The sequence below is a fragment of the Dyadobacter fanqingshengii genome, from assembly GCF_023822005.2.
GTDB lineage: Bacteria > Bacteroidota > Bacteroidia > Cytophagales > Spirosomataceae > Dyadobacter > Dyadobacter fanqingshengii.
Genome location: NZ_CP098806.1, coordinates 1,156,680 through 1,173,844, shown reverse-complemented (window position 1 = coordinate 1,173,844; position 17,165 = coordinate 1,156,680). Strand labels below are relative to the sequence as shown.

The 17,165-nt window shown below is 45.9% G+C and carries 17 protein-coding genes; 11 read left to right on the top strand and 6 right to left on the bottom strand.

The genetic code is table 11. The features are described from left to right. The 6 genes from NFI81_RS04645 (at window position 1) to NFI81_RS04620 (ending at window position 8,254) form a co-directional block, all read left to right on the top strand. Window positions 1-1,065 carry an NAD(P)H-dependent flavin oxidoreductase gene (locus NFI81_RS04645; RefSeq protein ID WP_234613780.1) on the top strand — a complete coding sequence of 355 codons (1,065 nt, stop codon included), beginning with the start codon at window positions 1-3 and terminating at the stop codon, window positions 1,063-1,065. A gap of 162 nt (window positions 1,066-1,227) precedes the next feature. Next, window positions 1,228-1,593, top strand: coding sequence for a hypothetical protein (locus NFI81_RS04640; RefSeq protein ID WP_234613781.1), 366 nt, complete (start codon window positions 1,228-1,230; stop codon window positions 1,591-1,593). A 192-nt stretch (window positions 1,594-1,785) separates the two neighbouring features. Next, on the top strand, window positions 1,786-4,971 hold the full coding sequence (locus NFI81_RS04635; RefSeq protein WP_234613782.1) for a SusC/RagA family TonB-linked outer membrane protein: 3,186 nt from the start codon (window positions 1,786-1,788) through the stop codon (window positions 4,969-4,971). A 24-nt stretch (window positions 4,972-4,995) separates the two neighbouring features. Next, window positions 4,996-6,828: a RagB/SusD family nutrient uptake outer membrane protein gene (locus NFI81_RS04630; protein WP_234613783.1), complete on the top strand. Its 1,833-nt coding sequence runs from the start codon at window positions 4,996-4,998 to the stop codon at window positions 6,826-6,828. A gap of 166 nt (window positions 6,829-6,994) precedes the next feature. Then, window positions 6,995-7,588 carry a hypothetical protein gene (locus tag NFI81_RS04625; protein ID WP_234613784.1) on the top strand — a complete coding sequence of 198 codons (594 nt, stop codon included), beginning with the start codon at window positions 6,995-6,997 and terminating at the stop codon, window positions 7,586-7,588. 114 nt (window positions 7,589-7,702) lie between these two features. Beyond that, window positions 7,703-8,254 (top strand): HPP family protein, encoded by a 552-nt coding sequence (locus tag NFI81_RS04620; RefSeq protein WP_234614896.1) that lies wholly within the window; start codon window positions 7,703-7,705, stop codon window positions 8,252-8,254. Between the two features lie 116 nt (window positions 8,255-8,370). Here the strand turns inward: NFI81_RS04620 and NFI81_RS04615 are convergent, their stop codons facing one another. After that, complete coding sequence (locus NFI81_RS04615) at window positions 8,371-8,574, bottom strand: hypothetical protein (RefSeq protein WP_234613785.1); 204 nt, start codon at window positions 8,572-8,574, stop codon at window positions 8,371-8,373. Between the two features lie 157 nt (window positions 8,575-8,731). On the opposite strand from NFI81_RS04615, the gene NFI81_RS04610 reads away from it, so the two are divergent. Beyond that, window positions 8,732-9,172: a nuclear transport factor 2 family protein gene (locus tag NFI81_RS04610; RefSeq protein WP_234613786.1), complete on the top strand. Its 441-nt coding sequence runs from the start codon at window positions 8,732-8,734 to the stop codon at window positions 9,170-9,172. A 22-nt stretch (window positions 9,173-9,194) separates the two neighbouring features. Here NFI81_RS04610 and NFI81_RS04605 read toward each other — a convergent pair whose 3' ends face one another. The 3 genes from NFI81_RS04605 to NFI81_RS04595 form a co-directional block, all read right to left on the bottom strand. Beyond that, window positions 9,195-9,515, bottom strand: a complete 321-nt coding sequence (locus NFI81_RS04605) for a hypothetical protein (protein ID WP_234613787.1) — start codon at window positions 9,513-9,515, stop codon at window positions 9,195-9,197. A gap of 71 nt (window positions 9,516-9,586) precedes the next feature. Next, window positions 9,587-10,042: a hypothetical protein gene (locus NFI81_RS04600; RefSeq protein ID WP_234613788.1), complete on the bottom strand. Its 456-nt coding sequence runs from the start codon at window positions 10,040-10,042 to the stop codon at window positions 9,587-9,589. Between the two features lie 101 nt (window positions 10,043-10,143). Further along, on the bottom strand, window positions 10,144-10,815 hold the full coding sequence (locus tag NFI81_RS04595) for an NAD(P)H-binding protein (protein ID WP_234613789.1): 672 nt from the start codon (window positions 10,813-10,815) through the stop codon (window positions 10,144-10,146). 265 nt (window positions 10,816-11,080) lie between these two features. Here NFI81_RS04595 and NFI81_RS04590 point away from each other — a divergent pair, with 265 nt between their 5' ends. The 4 genes from NFI81_RS04590 (at window position 11,081) to NFI81_RS04575 (ending at window position 15,092) form a co-directional block, all read left to right on the top strand. Further along, window positions 11,081-11,848, top strand: coding sequence for a phytanoyl-CoA dioxygenase family protein (locus NFI81_RS04590; RefSeq protein WP_234613790.1), 768 nt, complete (start codon window positions 11,081-11,083; stop codon window positions 11,846-11,848). Between the two features lie 144 nt (window positions 11,849-11,992). After that, window positions 11,993-12,574: a YdeI/OmpD-associated family protein gene (locus tag NFI81_RS04585; protein ID WP_234613791.1), complete on the top strand. Its 582-nt coding sequence runs from the start codon at window positions 11,993-11,995 to the stop codon at window positions 12,572-12,574. A 154-nt stretch (window positions 12,575-12,728) separates the two neighbouring features. Continuing rightward, a complete protein-coding gene (locus tag NFI81_RS04580; RefSeq protein ID WP_234613792.1) occupies window positions 12,729-14,165 on the top strand; it encodes an MBOAT family O-acyltransferase in 1,437 nt (478 codons plus the stop codon). Further along, entirely contained in the window at window positions 14,166-15,092 is a 927-nt protein-coding gene (locus NFI81_RS04575; protein WP_234613793.1) for a hypothetical protein, read from the top strand. 35 nt (window positions 15,093-15,127) lie between these two features. Here the strand turns inward: NFI81_RS04575 and NFI81_RS04570 are convergent, their stop codons facing one another. Together NFI81_RS04570 and NFI81_RS04565 are read right to left on the bottom strand one after the other, a co-directional pair. Then, window positions 15,128-16,126, bottom strand: coding sequence for a bestrophin family protein (locus tag NFI81_RS04570; protein ID WP_234613794.1), 999 nt, complete (start codon window positions 16,124-16,126; stop codon window positions 15,128-15,130). A gap of 75 nt (window positions 16,127-16,201) precedes the next feature. After that, window positions 16,202-17,164, bottom strand: coding sequence for a c-type cytochrome (locus NFI81_RS04565; RefSeq protein ID WP_234613795.1), 963 nt, complete (start codon window positions 17,162-17,164; stop codon window positions 16,202-16,204). Window position 17,165: the final 1 nt, after the last annotated feature.

Below are 17,165 nucleotides of genomic sequence, written 5' to 3'. Positions count from 1 at the left end.
ATGGAAAATCAAACTCGAATAACAAAACTCCTGGGAATCAGGTATCCGATCCTGCAAGGCCCGATGGGCGGAGGTTTTTCAACTTCCGAGCTTCTGGCGGCCGTATCCAATGCAGGTGGCCTGGGCAGCTATGGTGCATATACCTTAACTCCCGAGCAAATTTTGACAGCGGATAAGGACATTAAGTCCAGAACAAACCAGCCCTACAATATCAATCTTTGGGTTTCGGACGTGGATGAAAGCCTGAAAGATTATCCTGCCGAAAAGCTGGAAAAAGTGAAGCAGCTTTATAAGCCCTTTTTTGATACGCTCGGCATTCCGCTTCCCGAAGTCGACCAGAACATTCCTTCTAAATTCGAGAGACAGGTGGAAGCGGTTTTCGAAGCGCGACCCGCGGTTTTCAGCTTCATATTTGGCATACCATCCAGAAAAATACTGGACGAGGCACGCAGACTCGACATAAAAACCGTTGGCGCGGCCACCACGCTGGACGAGGGCCTGGCACTGGAAGAAGCAGGAGTAGACGCCATTGTCGCGTCTGGATTTGAGGCAGGCGGGCACAGGCCGTCGTTTCTTAAACCTGCGAACCAGTCATTAACCGGCACATTTACGCTCGTTCAGCAATTGAAAGCAAAAATCAAAACACCGATTATCGCAGCGGGCGGCATCAGGGATGGCTTAGGTATCAAAGCCGCGCTGACCCTCGGCGCCGACGCTGCCCAACTCGGCACTGCGTTTCTGGTAACCGAAGAATCCAGTGCCACACCCAAGCACCGGGAAATGCTTTTGTCTGACGAAGCCCGGTATACGGTACTCTCTAAATCACTGACCGGCAGAATGGGCAGGATGATCCGGAACAGGATATCGGAAGAAGTAAGCTACGAAACCGAAGTGCTGCCATTCCCCTTGCAGTCCCGCTTTATGGGGCCTTTGCGCGAGGCGGCGCAGGCGCAGGGAAGAACGGATCTCAGTATTTTCTGGTCGGGGCAAAATGCCGTTGGCTTGAAACCCGGAAAGGCGACAGATTTCATGCAATCGCTGATCAATGAGGCATTTGCAAAATAGCTGAAATGTAACCGCTGGCGACTCGCTTTCGATCAGTGATATTTCGGTGGAATATATAACAATAGATAGAAGGATTATGGATTGATTTCCTAAATTTGAGGAATGCAGATATAGCTGCATTTAGTCATGTAAAACAACTTAATCCTAATTCCAATGATGAAAATGAAGTATTTATTCCTGGCAATTTTTGCTATCAGCATGTTTTCAGTGCAAGCGCACGGGTTTTTGAAGGCCAATGACCTTGTAGGAAACTGGAAATATACTGTTTCAAACGTTCCGCCTGAATACGAAACCGGCGTAATGACTTTTGAAGAAAAGGACGGTAAGCTAAGCGGCACCCTTGGGTCCACAGAAAAAATGGAAATGAAAGAACTTGTGGTTGACCAGGGAAAGGTAACCTTCAAACTCGATTTCCAGGGTGGCTTACTGAATGTCACATTGGTTCAGGAAGGCGAGTCGCTGAAAGGCACGATCGTTTCACAAGACGGTGAATTTCCGATAACAGCAGTTAAGGAAGCCAAAAACTAATCGAATAAAAATATTCAACGTGGAAACACTGGTCAGAGCTCGTCTCAGGCTGGTGTTTTTTTTGTGATAAATCACCAGTGTTCTACTTATTTCAATTGCGTTGTAGGGGTAGAATTTTCTCATTTCGTCTGGAAATATTGATATAGCGAAGCCGAACGGCGAGCTGATGTGAAACATTCCTAACCCAAACAAATGAGAAAAGGATATACGTTATTCCTTCGACCTATGGTGACGGGAAGTATGCTGCTAGCGCTGCTGCTGCCCCCTGCAATGGCCAACCCTGTGCCAAAAAACCGCAAAAGCGGTTCCCATCACACCATCGACAAGCCAATTTCCGGAAGGATTTTGTCTAAAGAAGACAACTCGCCCATTCCGGGCGTAACCGTTGTGGTTAAAGGCACAACAAATGGCACTACGACCGACGTAGACGGGAAATACCAGATCAATGTGCCCGAAAACAGCTCGGTCCTGGTTTTTTCAGCGGTCGGTTATCTCACGCAGGAAAAAGAAGTTGGAAACGCCAGCGTTGTCGACATTACCTTATCGACCGATCAAAAAACGCTTGAAGAAGTGGTCGTGGTGGGTTATGGTACGCAGAAGAAACGTGACCTCACCGGCGCCGTTTCCCAGATCAGCGCCACGAAGCTCGAAAATGAAAATCCGCAGTCTGTGCAGGACGTTTTGAGAGGGAACATTCCGGGTATGAATGTGGGATTCTCAGCATCTGCGAAAGGCGGTGGTAATGTGGGTGTGCGCGGAACCAACTCGCTCACTGCGGGAACGTCACCGCTTGTCGTCCTGGACGGAGCAATTTATTATGGTGGTTTGGAAGACATTAACCCCAATGATATTGAAACGGTGGACGTGTTGAAAGACGCGAGTTCGGCAGCGGTGTTTGGTGCGAAAGCGGCCAGCGGGGTTGTCCTTGTAACCACAAAAAAAGGAAAAGAAGGCAAAACGATCATCAATGTGAACACCAACGTTGGATTTGCAGAAGTGGCCAAAAATCAGGACGTGCTAAGCCCGGATGGTTTCTTAACCTGGCGTGGTGAGGTAATGCGCAACATTAATGCTGCCGCCCAGCCAAGCCGTTTTACCAATCCTAATAATCTTCCATCAGACGTAACATTGGATCAATGGCTGGCATTCGACGGCTCGGCAGGAGACCCTACAACAGTTTGGCTGCAAAGACTTGGTTTACAGTCTGTTGAAATACAAAATTACAAAGAGGGCCGCAGTGTGGACTGGTATAGCAAGATTTATCAAAAAGCTTTGCGCCAGGATCATACGGTCAGTCTTTCGGGTAAAAATGACAAGGTATCGTACTATATGTCATTGGGTTATCTGAGTAACGAGGGGATTTTGGTAGGTGATAAATACAGCACAGTGCGCGCACGTGTCAATCTGGAAGGAAAAGTAAACAAGTTTTTGACCGTAGGTATCAACACCCAATTTGCCGACCGTGATGAAAGCCAGGTGCCTGTTGATTATAACCTCGCTCCCAACCTGTCGCCCTGGGGATCGGAATTTAACCCGGACGGGACTTACAAATGGAGACCGAACGAGGAAGCCAGTGGTGGTAACCACCCTTATTACGCGCCCAGCTTCACTGACCGCGACAAAGGTTCTACGACCATTAACAATGTGATTTTTGCCAAAGTCGGCTTGCCGTTCGGCATTACTTACCAAGCCAATTTTACGCCAAGATTTGAATTCTACCACCGGTATAATGCTGAATCTTCCAAACATGCGGAATGGGCGGCGGAAGGCGGACGCGCATCGCGACGGAACACAAAAACCATTAACTGGCAAATCGATAACATCCTGAAATGGAACAAAACCATTGCTGAAAAACACAACATTGATGTGACGCTGCTTGCGAATGCTGAACGTTTCAGAAGGTGGGACGACAGCACGTCTAACAAAGGTTTCCAGCCAACGGATGTTTTGGGTTACCACAACATTGGCGGCGGAAGCGCGCCGATCATGTGGAGCAATGATGAGACGAGCACGGCCGATGCATTAATGGCGCGTCTATTCTACTCATTCAAAGACCGTTATATGGTGACGCTTTCCACGAGAAGGGATGGTTACTCCGCATTCGGACAAAAAAATCCAAGGGCCCTTTTCTCGTCAGCTGCATTGGGATGGGTATTTACGGATGAACCTTTCTTCAAAGTTGGCTGGCTGAATTATGGTAAATTAAGGGTATCCTACGGAAGCAACGGAAACCGGGACATTGGCCGCTATGACGCTTTATCCAATCTTGCAACCGGCAAATATCTGCACGTGAACTCAGGGGGAACGGTATATCAAACCAGCCAGCTTTATGTAGACAGAATGCAGAACCCGAACCTGAAATGGGAACGCACCAACTCACTTAACTTGGGTCTGGACTTCTCACTCTTCAACACGATCATCGACGGTAGCCTTGAACTTTACAAATCCCAAACAAAAGATCTGCTGGTAAAAAGGGCATTGCCGAACGTGCTTGGCTTCGATTTCGTGCTGGATAACTTGGGTCAGGTGGATAACAAAGGCTTGGAACTGAGCCTGAACTCAAACAACATGAAGCGCGAAAATTTCAGCTGGCGTTCCACACTGAACATTCAAATGAACCGGAACAAGATCGCGAAGCTGTATGGAAATATGGTTGATGTGAAAGATGCTTCCGGAAATGTGATTGGACAAAAAGAGGCTGATGACATAACAAACAGGTGGTTTATCGGACATGCGGTGGATGAGCTTTGGAACTACAAAGTGCTGGGTGTGTGGCAGAGTGAAGAAGCGGATGCAGCGGCCAAATACGGCGTAAAACCGGGAGATCACAAGATTCTTGACGTGAATAATGATGGAAAATACACCAATGATGACAAAGTTTTCCAGGGTTATAAATCGCCAAGGGCCAGAATCACATTCCGTAATGAGTTCAAGTTCTTTAAAAACTTCGATGCGTCATTCATGATGTATTCCTATTTGGGACAAAAAGGTGAGTTCAACCAAATGAAAAACCGGCCGGGCTTCCCAGACCGTTCGAGTTCCTACGTATTTCCATACTGGACCGCTGAAAACCGGAATAATGAATGGGCGCGCCTGTATTCAAGTGAAGGATCGGCAACCGGTTACGCCGTTTACCGTACCAAATCCTTCCTGCGTTTTGAAAGCATAGCATTGGCTTATACCATTCCAAAAAGGATTGTGGACAAAATCAACGTTCAAAATCTGCGGATCTACGGAAACGTGCGGAACCTGGGCTATATATCTGGCTGGGATTTCTGGGATCCTGAGAACGGAACGAATAATGACAACAACACGAACCTGGATGTTTCCGTGCCGAGTCCGCGCATTTTCACATTGGGCCTGGATATAACCCTGTAATATTCTCTTCCAAAAATCGACCAAATGAATACGATATATAAAAGATCAAAACAAATATTTGCCCCTGCACTGATAGCAGGATGCATTACAATGGCAGGCTGCCAGAAAGACTGGCTGGCGCCCGAGCCGCTCTCATTTTACAACCCGGACGTTACATTCAATGATCCCGCGGGTTTGCGGGCAACATTGGTGGCCTGCGAGCGCAATATGCGCCTTGAATGGTATGGCGATGCGCCTCCGATGGTGACCGAATCGATTTTTTCAGACATTGCCGTTGAAGGAACAACGGATAAATCAGGGCCCGCGCAAAACCTGAATTTGCTGATTACGCCCGATGCGCAGCTGAACAGCGGGGATTATAACAAGATCGGCTGGTATTGGCTCGAAGGTTTCAAGGGCATAAAATATGCCAATGTGGCCATTTCACGCATTGATCAGCCCACTTACAAAAATGAGCAGGAAAAAAACGAGATTCTTGGAGCCGCATACTTTCACCGGGCGGCGCGTTATTACCGGCTTACGCAGCAATTCGGCGATGTTCCTTTGATCCTGGACGAAGTAATTGGCCCGAAGCTCGATTTTCAATCTACCAAGCGCGAGGTGATTTTACAAAAAATGAAGGTTGACCTGGAATTTGCTGAACAATGGGTGCCTGCTGTGACGGACAAAGGAACTGTTAACAAAGGATCTGTGAGTCATTTGCTTACAAAAGTCAACCTGGCATTGGGCTTATTTGACGATGCTATTAAATCGGCGAGCAATGTGATCGATGGCGGAACGCACAAGCTCATGACAACCCGATTCGGGGTGGATGCCAGCAAAGCTAACCGCAATGTGATCTGGGACTTACACAGACCTGCAAACAAGGCATTAGGAGCTAACACGGAGGGATTGATGCTGGTTATTGACCGCCTTAACATTGATGGAAATATGCCAGACGGCATCCAACTCATGCGAAACACCGTTCCGTTTTGGCATAACAACATTAATACGCCAGCCGGTAACAGGGGAACCATTGATACTTACGGTATTGAAATCGACCAGATCACGACACTTGGCCGCGGAATCGGACGCGTTCGCCCGACTTATTATTCGCAGGAAGGGGTCTGGGACGATAAAAAAGATCTGCGCCACGCGCCGGGCAACTGGACGCGCATGGAGGACATTGTTTACAACAATCCGGCCATTAAAGCCAATGATCCTTATTATGGCAAAAATCTGCAACTCCGCAACGCTGCGGGAGCTTTGCTGACCATTGATACGATCCGGTGCTGGTTCGACTGGCCGAATTACAAACTCTTCATCGAAGATCCGCAGCGTATCCAGCCGCAAGGTGGAAATACGGACTGGTACGTGTTCCGTCTGGCCGAAACTTACCTGCTAAGGGCCGAAGCTTATGCCTGGAAAGGTGACTTGGTTAAAGCAGCAGCAGACATCAATGCCGTGCGTACGCGTGCCAATTGCAGCCCGCTTGCTCCCGCCAAAGTGAACATTGGAACGGTTCTCGACGAGCGTGCAAGGGAATTGTATTTCGAAGAACCCCGTAAAACCGAACTGACCCGCGTCGCGTACATTTTCGCTATGACAGGCAGGCCTGCGCCTAATGGTAAGACTTACAACATGGAAAGCTTCTCGGAAAGCAATTATTTTTATGATCGTGTTATGGAGAAAAGTGACTTTTATAACAAAGGCGTAAAAACGCGTCACGCGGATGAATATACGATGAGCCCGTATCACGTGCTATGGCCGGTTCCTCAGTCGGCTATCGATGGTAATGTGCAGGGAAGGATCAACCAGAACAAGGGCTACAATGGCTTCCAGAACAACGTTCCGGCATTAACCTCGATCCCCCAATAAAACTAAAACGCCTATGGCGAATTGAATGTAAGTTCGTGCACGAGGGTTCCGGTTTCGGAACCCTTTTGTTTTTTTCACGCAAACAGAAATAAATTTATTAACGGTTACATAATACAACTTATCGCTCGATTTTTTATTTTCACATCTTCTTGAATCTATGTATGCTATGAGAAAAAACTACATATCCTTCGCGCTCCTGATGATGTTTAGCGTTACCCTGTTGCAATGCCGCATAAAAGATCAAATAGAACCCGATCCGGACGAGCGTTTTGAACACGTTGATTTTGATAAGGGAGCCATCCAGATCATGGATACGCTGGTTGATCACTTGTATGGAAGATGGAAAATGCAGGAAGTGGAGTTTGTTATTAAGTATGCTAACCCAACCGGCTCGGTAAAAAAGGACACGATTTTCAAGGATTTTGCGGAATTGGAGATCAAAAATATTTCAAGAGACGAAGACCGTCGCAATCCGGTTTGCAGCGGTGAGCTTTTGCTGCAAGGGAAAGTGTGGCCGGTTGCTTTCAGGTTAAATGCAGCTGCTGAGCGTATCGTTGATAGGACTGGCCCGCAAGCATTCACATTATTTGAAACAAACTTCCCCAACGGATCGCGCCCATGGAAAGATGATGAATTATTCTTTCGCGATTTGGGATTAACCGGCGAAAACTACTCCATCGAAATTGACTATAAAAGTCAAAGCATGATCTGGAAAGGCCTGAACCGTGATATCAAACACATCAAACTGACAAGACCTTAGGGCACTCTCAAATCAAACGCAGTCGAATGCGCGAACCAACCGTTATATTTGCAGGTTTTTAAGGCAATAAATAATCGGTAAGATTTGAGAAAGCGAATCAGGAAGCATGTGCGCATGGCGCGATATGTGATTTATAAAGAAACCCTCATTGATTTTAATGATCATTTCTGGACATTTGTAGGCTCATTTATAGGCATTGCACTCATTGGCTATATTAATAACAGCCAGTTTACACAAGCCGATAATGTCTTCCTGATCGGTTCCTTCGGAGCCTCGTCTGTTTTAATTTACGGTATTATCAATAGTCCGCTGGCTCAACCCAGAAACCTGATCGGCGGTCATTTAATTTGCGCAATCGTGGGCGTGACGGTGCACAAGATCATCCCGGGCCAGATCTGGCTTGCATCCGCATTTGCTGTTTCCCTGTCGATCGTTTTCATGCAGATCACCAAAACGCTGCACCCGCCAGGTGGCGCAACCGCATTGATCGCTAACATTGGTTCAGAAAAAATTACCAGCCTCGGTTATAAATATGTCATCAGCCCGGTGCTTACCGGCGTGCTTGTGTTGCTTTTAGTGGCACTATTTGTCAACAACCGGGCAGCCCACCGGCATTATCCCAAAAACAAAAATTGGTATAAGATCTGGCAGCGCAAATACAGATGACGCCACCGGATCGCTTTGGTGACCAATCACCTACGAACCGCATGGCTTTCAAATGCTTTTACAACAAGATTTGAGCGGCAATTTTTACTTGTTCAAACAACCGGACTAATCGATCATTAAGGCAGTGCGGGGGCAGTCAGAAAATATTCGTCGATCTGGTTCCAGGAATAGCTGTAAGTGATACCACCCACTTCCTGGACAAAATCGCCCGTATCGCTATCGGTAAACCCAACCCGCCAGTTGGTTGTATTCTTGATCCTGAATTTCAATGTTGAATTCGGCGGCGGAAGATCTTTTGCTGCTAATATTTTGATTTTCATATGCTAAGGTAACTTTAATTTAGGTGTAAGTGGTGATATTCCTCACGCGGTCATGCTGGCGCGGTCATGCTGGCACGGATTTGCTGTCGCAGCATTTTAAATGTTTGAAAGCAGGAACTAAAAATCTAATTTCGATAAATTAATCCCATACGCCACAATGAAGAAGTTATTGACATTAATCATGAGCATGCCGCTATTTTACATTGCACCCGCCTTAGCGCAGGTGGACGACAGCGCCGTCATCAAGCAAATGAACACGCAATGGCTGCAATCCTACCCCAAACGCGACACCGCCGCACTAAGCCGGATTTTGGCCAATGATTTCATCATGATCTCGCCAACCGGCAAAAAGCTTTCGAAAGCCGATATCCTGCAAAATGTACTAACCCCTGATCAGCAAATCATCAATGTCAGCATTGACAGCACCGATCTGCAAATCGTCAACAATGTAGGCCTGCTAACTGCCTACACAAGTTTCGTTCTAAAAGACAAAGAGAAGATCATCAAAGGAAAAAATTGCTATTCAGACGTCTACATCAAAAGAAAAGGCACCTGGGTAGCGATCAACGCTCATGTGACGCTGCTGGAATTGAAATGATTTGACTTTGTAAGCAGGTAAATTATTTGAAATGCAATTTTCCATCTTTCACCGACATTAAAAACAGCTGATCTGCAATAATTGCATCAGCTGTTTCAGAGATGAGCATTGTCTCAAATTGCTTACTTAGAGATGCTTTTCCCTGAGGTCCGGTTTTTGGATATACATAGGATAAATAGACCTTGCTATCTACGATATAAGCAAAGAAGTAAATCCGAAACCCGCCTCTTCCCGCAAGTCTCTTTTTTACTACCCTCCGATTTTTGTTTCCAACAATCGTAATTCCATGGCTTATTTCATCATCGGATTTGTTGAAAAAACTTTGAATAATCTCGCCTTCCAAATCCCGATATGCATTGGATTTCAAAAGTTTGCGGTATTCAATCTTGAAACGTGCAGTGCAAAAAATAACCATTACAGGCCAAGTAACCGGTTTGCTACGGCCATAAAGTCTTTATCGTTTCGCAGCTCGAAAAATATTCTTTCTGTGTCGTCGATGGCTTCTGAAAGGTTTTCAGTCTTCTCCATAACCATTCCAAAATACTCATTTGAAATACCGGATTTTAATCTCTCGCCAGTTGCTTTGGTCTCGTCAACAATATACCGAAGTGATGTTATAATGCTGTTAATCTTCGGAAGATCCTCCTGGCTAGCGTCCAGTTGCGTGAGTTCTTCCAATGCATAGGTGAAAATATCCAAAGCATTGATGAGGTGTTCTGCAATGTCCACCGCCCCATAATGCAGTGTGCCCGTTTCCTGATCATTCCCATGGAAAATGTCGCGGATGTTGTAGTTGATTTCGTCCAGGTATTTTCTTGTTCCATCCAAATCCCTCAGGGCGAGATCATTTTTTGCGGTTGAAATATTCATTGGTTTGATTTTCATGAGTTTACAAATTTCATCCAATGGAACGCAGTATATTGGCCAACAATTTAATCAACAAAAACTAAAAGCAAGCAACTGAATAACGATTATAACAAATCATTCATCTCCTTCCACTCATAAATATTCACCTTCCCGGCGGGCTTTTTGGCGGCTGCTAGCATGGCTTTGGCGATGTTTTTTCCTTCTATTCCCCTGTATTTCTGCATCGGACCTACGAAAAGCGGGTTGATGATGGAGAATATTTTGATTAAAGCCTTTTCCAATGTGCGGCTTTCCTTGCGATCCCCCATGATCATGGATGGGCGGAAAATGTGCGTATGCAGCAAATCCTGCGCAATAACATCCCGTTCTGTTTCGCCTTTTGTTCTGATATAAAAAATGCCCGACCCGGCGTCCGGACCCACAGCCGAGACCAAAAAAACTGATTTCGCTCCACGTTCTTTTGCTATCCGGGCAGCCAAAACCGGATAATCGTGATCGACTTGATAGTATATTTTTTGATCAGGGGTGCTCTTTTTCGTAGTTCCAAGCGCAATAAAGACCTCATCGGCAACAATTTCGTCCTTTAAGGTGGGTAAAGCATGATAATCTCCTATCAGCATTTTCAGTTTTGCATGCGAAATATTCAAATTTTTGCGAACTACTATCGTAACCTGCGCGTAATCAGGATCATTCAGCAGCCCTTCCAGCAAATAACTGCCGACGAAACCGCTCGCACCAAACAGAATAGCCGTTTTTCCTTTTACATCAGTGCTCATGAATTTTTGGTTTTTTTTCAATTTAACAAATTACCAAACAAATCATGCCGAGAAATGAAACGGTTTCCGCTTGCGAAATTTGTCGGCGGTTTTTAGATTTGCAACCATGAGGATGACTCCAACACTCTAATATTGCTTCTCGCGTCGACCAGGACGTGCTCCCATTTTTTGACTGGGAAAACTTCATTGTGCATTTTATTAATTTCAAAAACCTGATCAGATCGAGGCTTAGCGCTTTGCTTTTGATCAAATTCTGAACAATGATATGGAAGTAATATTAGATAGTGAACAAATTGAAAATTTCGTAAATAAAGGCTTTGTATGCATTGAAAACGCTTTTTCCCGGGAAATTGCCGAAGCGGCGCGAGACATTCTCTGGGCGGATCTGGGCTTGGATCGCCATGATCCTGCGAGCTGGAAAAAGCCGGTTGTGCGGTTGGGCATGTATGCACAGACGCCCTTTGTCCAATCTGCAAATTCGCCCGTACTGCATCGTGCTTATGATCAGCTGGTCGGAGTAAATAATTGGCTCCCACCCGGCAGCATGGGTACTTTTCCGATCCGTTTTCCTTCGGATGAAGATCCGGGCGACGCCGGCTGGCATGTGGACGCGAGTTTCTCCGGCAAGGACCCCGCCAGTTTTTTTGACTGGCGCATTAATGTGCACTCCAAAGGGCGTGGTTTGCTGATGCTTTTCCTTTATTCGGAAGTAGGAACACATGATGCGCCAACGCGTATCCGCGTAGGGTCGCACCTGGATGTGGCGCGTCTGTTGCTTCCAAAGGGCGATGATGGGCTAAGCTTTATGGAAGTGGCTCACGAATTGGAAAGTTTTCCCGCTCGCGAAGAAGTCCTTGCGACTGGCAAAGCAGGAACGGTTTATCTCTGTCATCCATTCCTTGTACATGCAGCGCAGCCACATCGCGGCCAAAACCCAAAATTCATGGCTCAGCCGCCGTTATTGTTGCGAAATGAACTGCATATCCATGGTGAAAGTCCGGTAGAAAGGGCCATCCAGCTTGCCATTTCTTAATTCCAGATTATCAGGGGTGCCAGGATTCGAAAGTCTCGGCACTCCTGACATAGGGCTGTCGCAAGGCTGTTTTATATTTGTGAGGAAATAAAATTTAACCAAAACAACAAACGAACATACATTCAGCTAAGCTCATTTTATACCATGGAAACTAAAAATGATATTAAGGCCGTTTATGCGCCCAGCCGGAAAGAATGGCGTGCTTGGTTTGTCGAAAACAGCCAGACGGAAAAATCCGTCTGGCTGATCATTTACCATAAAAATAGTGCAACACCCAGCGTATATTACCCGGAGTCCATCGAAGAAGCTCTTTGTTTTGGCTGGATTGATTCGAAGTCGATTAAGCGCGACGCAGAAAGCAGTTACCTGATGTTCACCCCGCGAAAGGCGACCGGTAAATGGAGCGCAGTTAATAAGGAGCGGGTCGAGCGGTTAACGGCGGCTGGCCTAATGACTCCCCAGGGTCAGGCGTTCATCGATCTTGCCAAAGAAAGCGGAACCTGGGATGCATTGGTGGATGCAGAAAACGCCGTAATACCGCCGGATTTACAAGCGCTACTCAACGAAAACGAGGTGGCCCTCAAAAATTTTACGGCTTTCCCGCCCTCCGCAAAACGCCTGATACTGACCTGGATATCGGATGCAAAAAGGCCTGAAACCCGTCAGCAACGCGTCACATTAACCGCTCAAAAGGCAGCGGATAATATCCGGGCGAAGATTCAGTAAATTTTTAACTTTCTGAAAATCAATACATTACTATAAGTTATTTTGAGTAACATCATACAAATATTGGAATGTTGCAAATTATCGTGGAATAGCTATATTTGCGACATCAAGTGGCAAATGCCAATGAACACACTATTCAAAACTTGTCTGGACAATGCTTTTTAACTCTCTGAGTTTTGCCCTGTTTTTTCCTGTTGTTCTTTTTCTTTACTGGATTATTGCCCGAAACAGTTTAAGATTACAGAACATCATCCTGCTCATTTCAAGCTTGTATTTTTATGCTTGCTGGGATTACCGATTCGTTTTTCTGCTGATTTTTTCCATTGCTCTGGACTATTATACAGGGCTTAAAATGGGTAACTCAAAAAACCAGGCTACAAGAAAATTCTGGCTCGTTTTGAGCATCGCCATTAACCTTTCATTCCTGGGTGTTCTTAAATATTATAATTTCTTTGCAGAGTCATTCGCGGAAGGTCTTTCCTTGCTTGGCATGTCGGTTAATCCGCATACATTAAACCTGGTGTTGCCCGTAGGCATCTCGTTTTACACATTTCACGGTTTGTCTTATGTCATTGATATTTACAAGGAGAGAATCAAGCCAGAGAAAGACCTGATTGACTATGCCGTTTTTGTGAGTTTCTTCCCGCTTCTGGTCGCAGGTCCCATAGAGCGCGCAACGCATCTTTTGCCGCAGATTCAGAAGAAAAGGGTTTTTAGTTATGCACAAGCTTCCGACGGGTTAAGGCAAATACTCTGGGGGCTTTTCAAAAAAATCGTTATAGCCGACAATTGTGCCGAGCTTGCCAATCTGGCATTCAATAATCATGAAAGTTACGGAGGCAGCACATTGCTTTTAGGTGCTTTTTTCTTTGCCATGCAGATTTATGGTGATTTCTCCGGGTATTCGGATATTGCTTTGGGCGTTGCAAGGATCATGGGCATTGAATTATTACGCAATTTCTCTTACCCTTATTTTTCCAGGGACATTGCCGAATTCTGGCGGCGCTGGCACATTTCACTTTCCTCATGGTTTAGAGACTACGTGTATTTTCCGTTGGGAGGAAGCCGCGGCGGCACAGGGCTAAAAGTGCGAAACACATTCATCATCTTTTTGCTGAGCGGCTTCTGGCACGGCGCTAACTGGACATTTCTGGCCTGGGGTGCGCTTAATGCGATTTATTTCCTGCCATTGTTACTGTCCAAAAGCAACCGGGAAAATCTCGAGATCGTTGCCAAAGGACGTTTATTACCCACAGTTAGTGACGTATTCCACATGCTGATTACATTCACAATGACTGTTTTTGCATGGATCTTGTTCAGGGCAGAAAATATTAAGCATGCGTTCGAATATATCAGTGAAATTTTCTCCGCGAGTATATTTACAACGCCCGAGCTGGTTCGCAAGGACTTGCTGCTTTTAATTGCTGCTTTTTTCCTTGTCGAATGGCTGGGCCGGGAACACCCTTACGCCATAGCCCGATTTGGTTTTAACTGGCCCAAGCCGGTTAAATGGGGATTCTATTATTGTTTGGTGATTGCTATCTTCGTTTTCACCGGCAAACAGCAACAGTTCATTTATTTTCAATTCTAGATGGGAAAGTTCTTATTCAAATTTGTCATTTTCCTATCGGCTGGATTTGTCCTGGGTGAAATTGTGGTAAGGGCTTGGCATATCACAAGTGAAGTTCCCAAGCGTTATTTGGATGCAAATAATATTCAGCGATATAGTCCCAAACAGCAAGGTTACTGGAAAGGTGGTAACCATAGCTGGGCAACAAATAATCTTGGCTGGACGGGCACTTTGCCGAAAAGTTATGAAAATCTGGTTACGGTTATCGGTGATTCATTTATCGAAAATTTCATGAATCCCACCGAGTGTCATCAGGATCTGCTACTCAAAGCCCGGGTTCCGGAGATGAATTTTGTGGAAGCAGCGCGATCCGGCGTCTCGTTTATTGAAGCAATGGAAATTGCAAACAGTATGGACTCATTAAAGCCAAAGCTTCATCTGATATATGTAAATCCGACCGACTTTACCGAAAGTGTGCGGGAGATCAAGGTCCACTCCGATATTACACAGGTGGACCTGACAAACAAAAAAATTGTTCCAGGCATAATGAAATCGGCGAGGTTGAAGTCAATGCTGTACAATGTCAAATTCGCCTATTACCTGTTTCAAAGATTTCCGCTAACCGATATCAAGTTCAATATGGTTGCACACGCTCCCGCCAAAACGGCCCGGCAACCTGATCACTCCAATCACATAAAAATGCTCATGCAGTTCGTGAAGGAAAAATATAATGTCCAAAATAAAATTATCGTCTTTCACCCTAAGCTTCCGGATGCATTGAAACAGGAAGTCCAGGCCGCCGGATTTAAAACGATCTCGCTGAATTCCGAAGGAAAAGGGGAATGGACTTTTGTTTATGATCATCACTGGACGTGTTACGGGCACAAGCAAGCAGCCGATCAAGTGGCTCTTTACTTACAAAAACGGCTGCGATCCAACCCGTTGTAGAACGATCAAACCCAGAAAGTTTTCGGTGGATATAGTTAGAACAGCGCCCCATAATACGGCTGCAATTTCTCCGGGGTTGGCTCATCGTCAAGCATATCGATGAGGTCTATTTCAATGTTGCGTACAATGGTGCCAATGGGAATGTCATTCAAAAGTCCTTCAAACGGGTTTTCGCTGATGTCACCCACGTATTCCATGAACATAAAAACCCACGAAACGACCATATTGAACGGGATAAGCAGGAACATATACCGCTCGCCCAGTTCTACAAACTGCGGCAGCAAACCAAAAGGCAGCAAAGTCATAAAAACGAAAATAAACAGATTTGACGTTGTGGCATACTGGCGTGGAAAGGGTGTATTTTTGATCCGCTCGCTTTTTCCCTGTTCGTCGTAGAGGCTTGAAATGAGGTTTTGGAGCGCAACGTGCTGGTAAGCATCCACCCTGCCCGCTTTTCTGAGTCTCGACAAATGTTGCGATTGTTTATCCAGAATTTGTGTAGAGAGATTTTTCTTACCTTTCAGCGCATTGTGCTCATTGGCAAGAAGATACTTTTCTATTTCGAGCTCGCAGGGCGTCTGCGATTTATGCAGCGCGTCCCGCTGACGCTTGCTTGCCCGGTCTTTATGTTCCCAGGCCGTGCGTTGCGCCATGGCATTTTTTAATGCATATAGCCATGCAATGTGTCTGTAAACCATAATCCTAATATCGTCGTCTGCATCTACAAATTCCTTCTGATCATGGGAAGCAAAAGCCCTTAGTGCTGCTCCAAAAGACCGGCTATGGTTCGTAATGCTGCCCCAGATCTTACGTGCTTCCCAGCTTCTGTCATAGGACTGATTGTTTTTGAAACCAACAAAAAAAGCAGTTGCCGTACCAATCAGGGACACGGGCAACCAGGGAATAGCAACCCAGCCCCAGCCCAGATAGGTGTAAACAAAAATAGCCATGGAACCGGTAAAGAGGGAAAACAGCACCATTCGCCACGAGTAATAATAGACGATGAGCGGAGACAGATAACGATTTACGTACATATTATGCGTTCGACATTGACGGTGAGTGATTGCGATAAAAATACATTTTTTCACCGAAAAACCCGTCGTTATCACTCAATTCGGGACCTTTTGCTGAAATACGATTACTTTATTGTCAACCGGCTTCAACGATTTGAAATAATAATAAAGCGCTTTCAGATCATTGTCAGTGAGTGTCTGGAATGATTTCCATGGCATGGGCGTCTGCGGATAAACAGCGCCGGTCCTGAATCTTTGTACAAAATCACCCGGCCGCCAGTTTACAATCGCCCCAGTTGTCGCGTGCGGCGTGAGATTAGGTGTTGTAAATGTGCCGTCAGAAACGGAAATCTGGTAACCTCCTGCAAACTTGCTCCCGGAAAATTCGCCGGTATTTTTGTCGCGGCGAGTATGACAGCCTACGCAATTGCCTACCGAAGTGGCGAGATAATTGCCATACTCGGCTGTTGTATCCGGTTGCAAAGATGCTCTCGGTGCCGGGTCGGAGAAAACGGGTTTAAGCACAAAACGGACGACTGCCTTCCCGATCACATTGATGCTATTTTCCTTCACCTTATTCCTCACGGGACGTGTTGTACGCAGATATGAGATACCCGCTTGAATGTCATCATCGCTCATACCATTGTAGCTCATGAACGGAACGAGCGCCGTTTTATCATGTCGCACAGAATAGCGGATTGCCTGAGCGAGCATTTCATCGCTAAAAGCGCCGATTCCCGTTGCGGTGTCAGAGGTAATGTTGGGCGAGTATAGCACGCCAAAGGGCAGTTTGAATTCTTTGCCACCAATCATTCCGACCTTCGAGCCGGATTGCAAATTGGTTTCCCCATCCGGCGCATGGCAGTTCCAGCAATGCCCGGGCCCCATTACCAGATATTTTCCCCGTGCAATGACCGACGAATCCTTGCTAGCCCGGATGCCTGTCTCGGGAACGTCAAATTCCTTTTTATAACTGATCTGAACATAAATTAGAAAAACGCTTACAATGACGGCGATCGCGCCCAGGATTCTGGAAACGGATTTCAATACTTTTTTCATG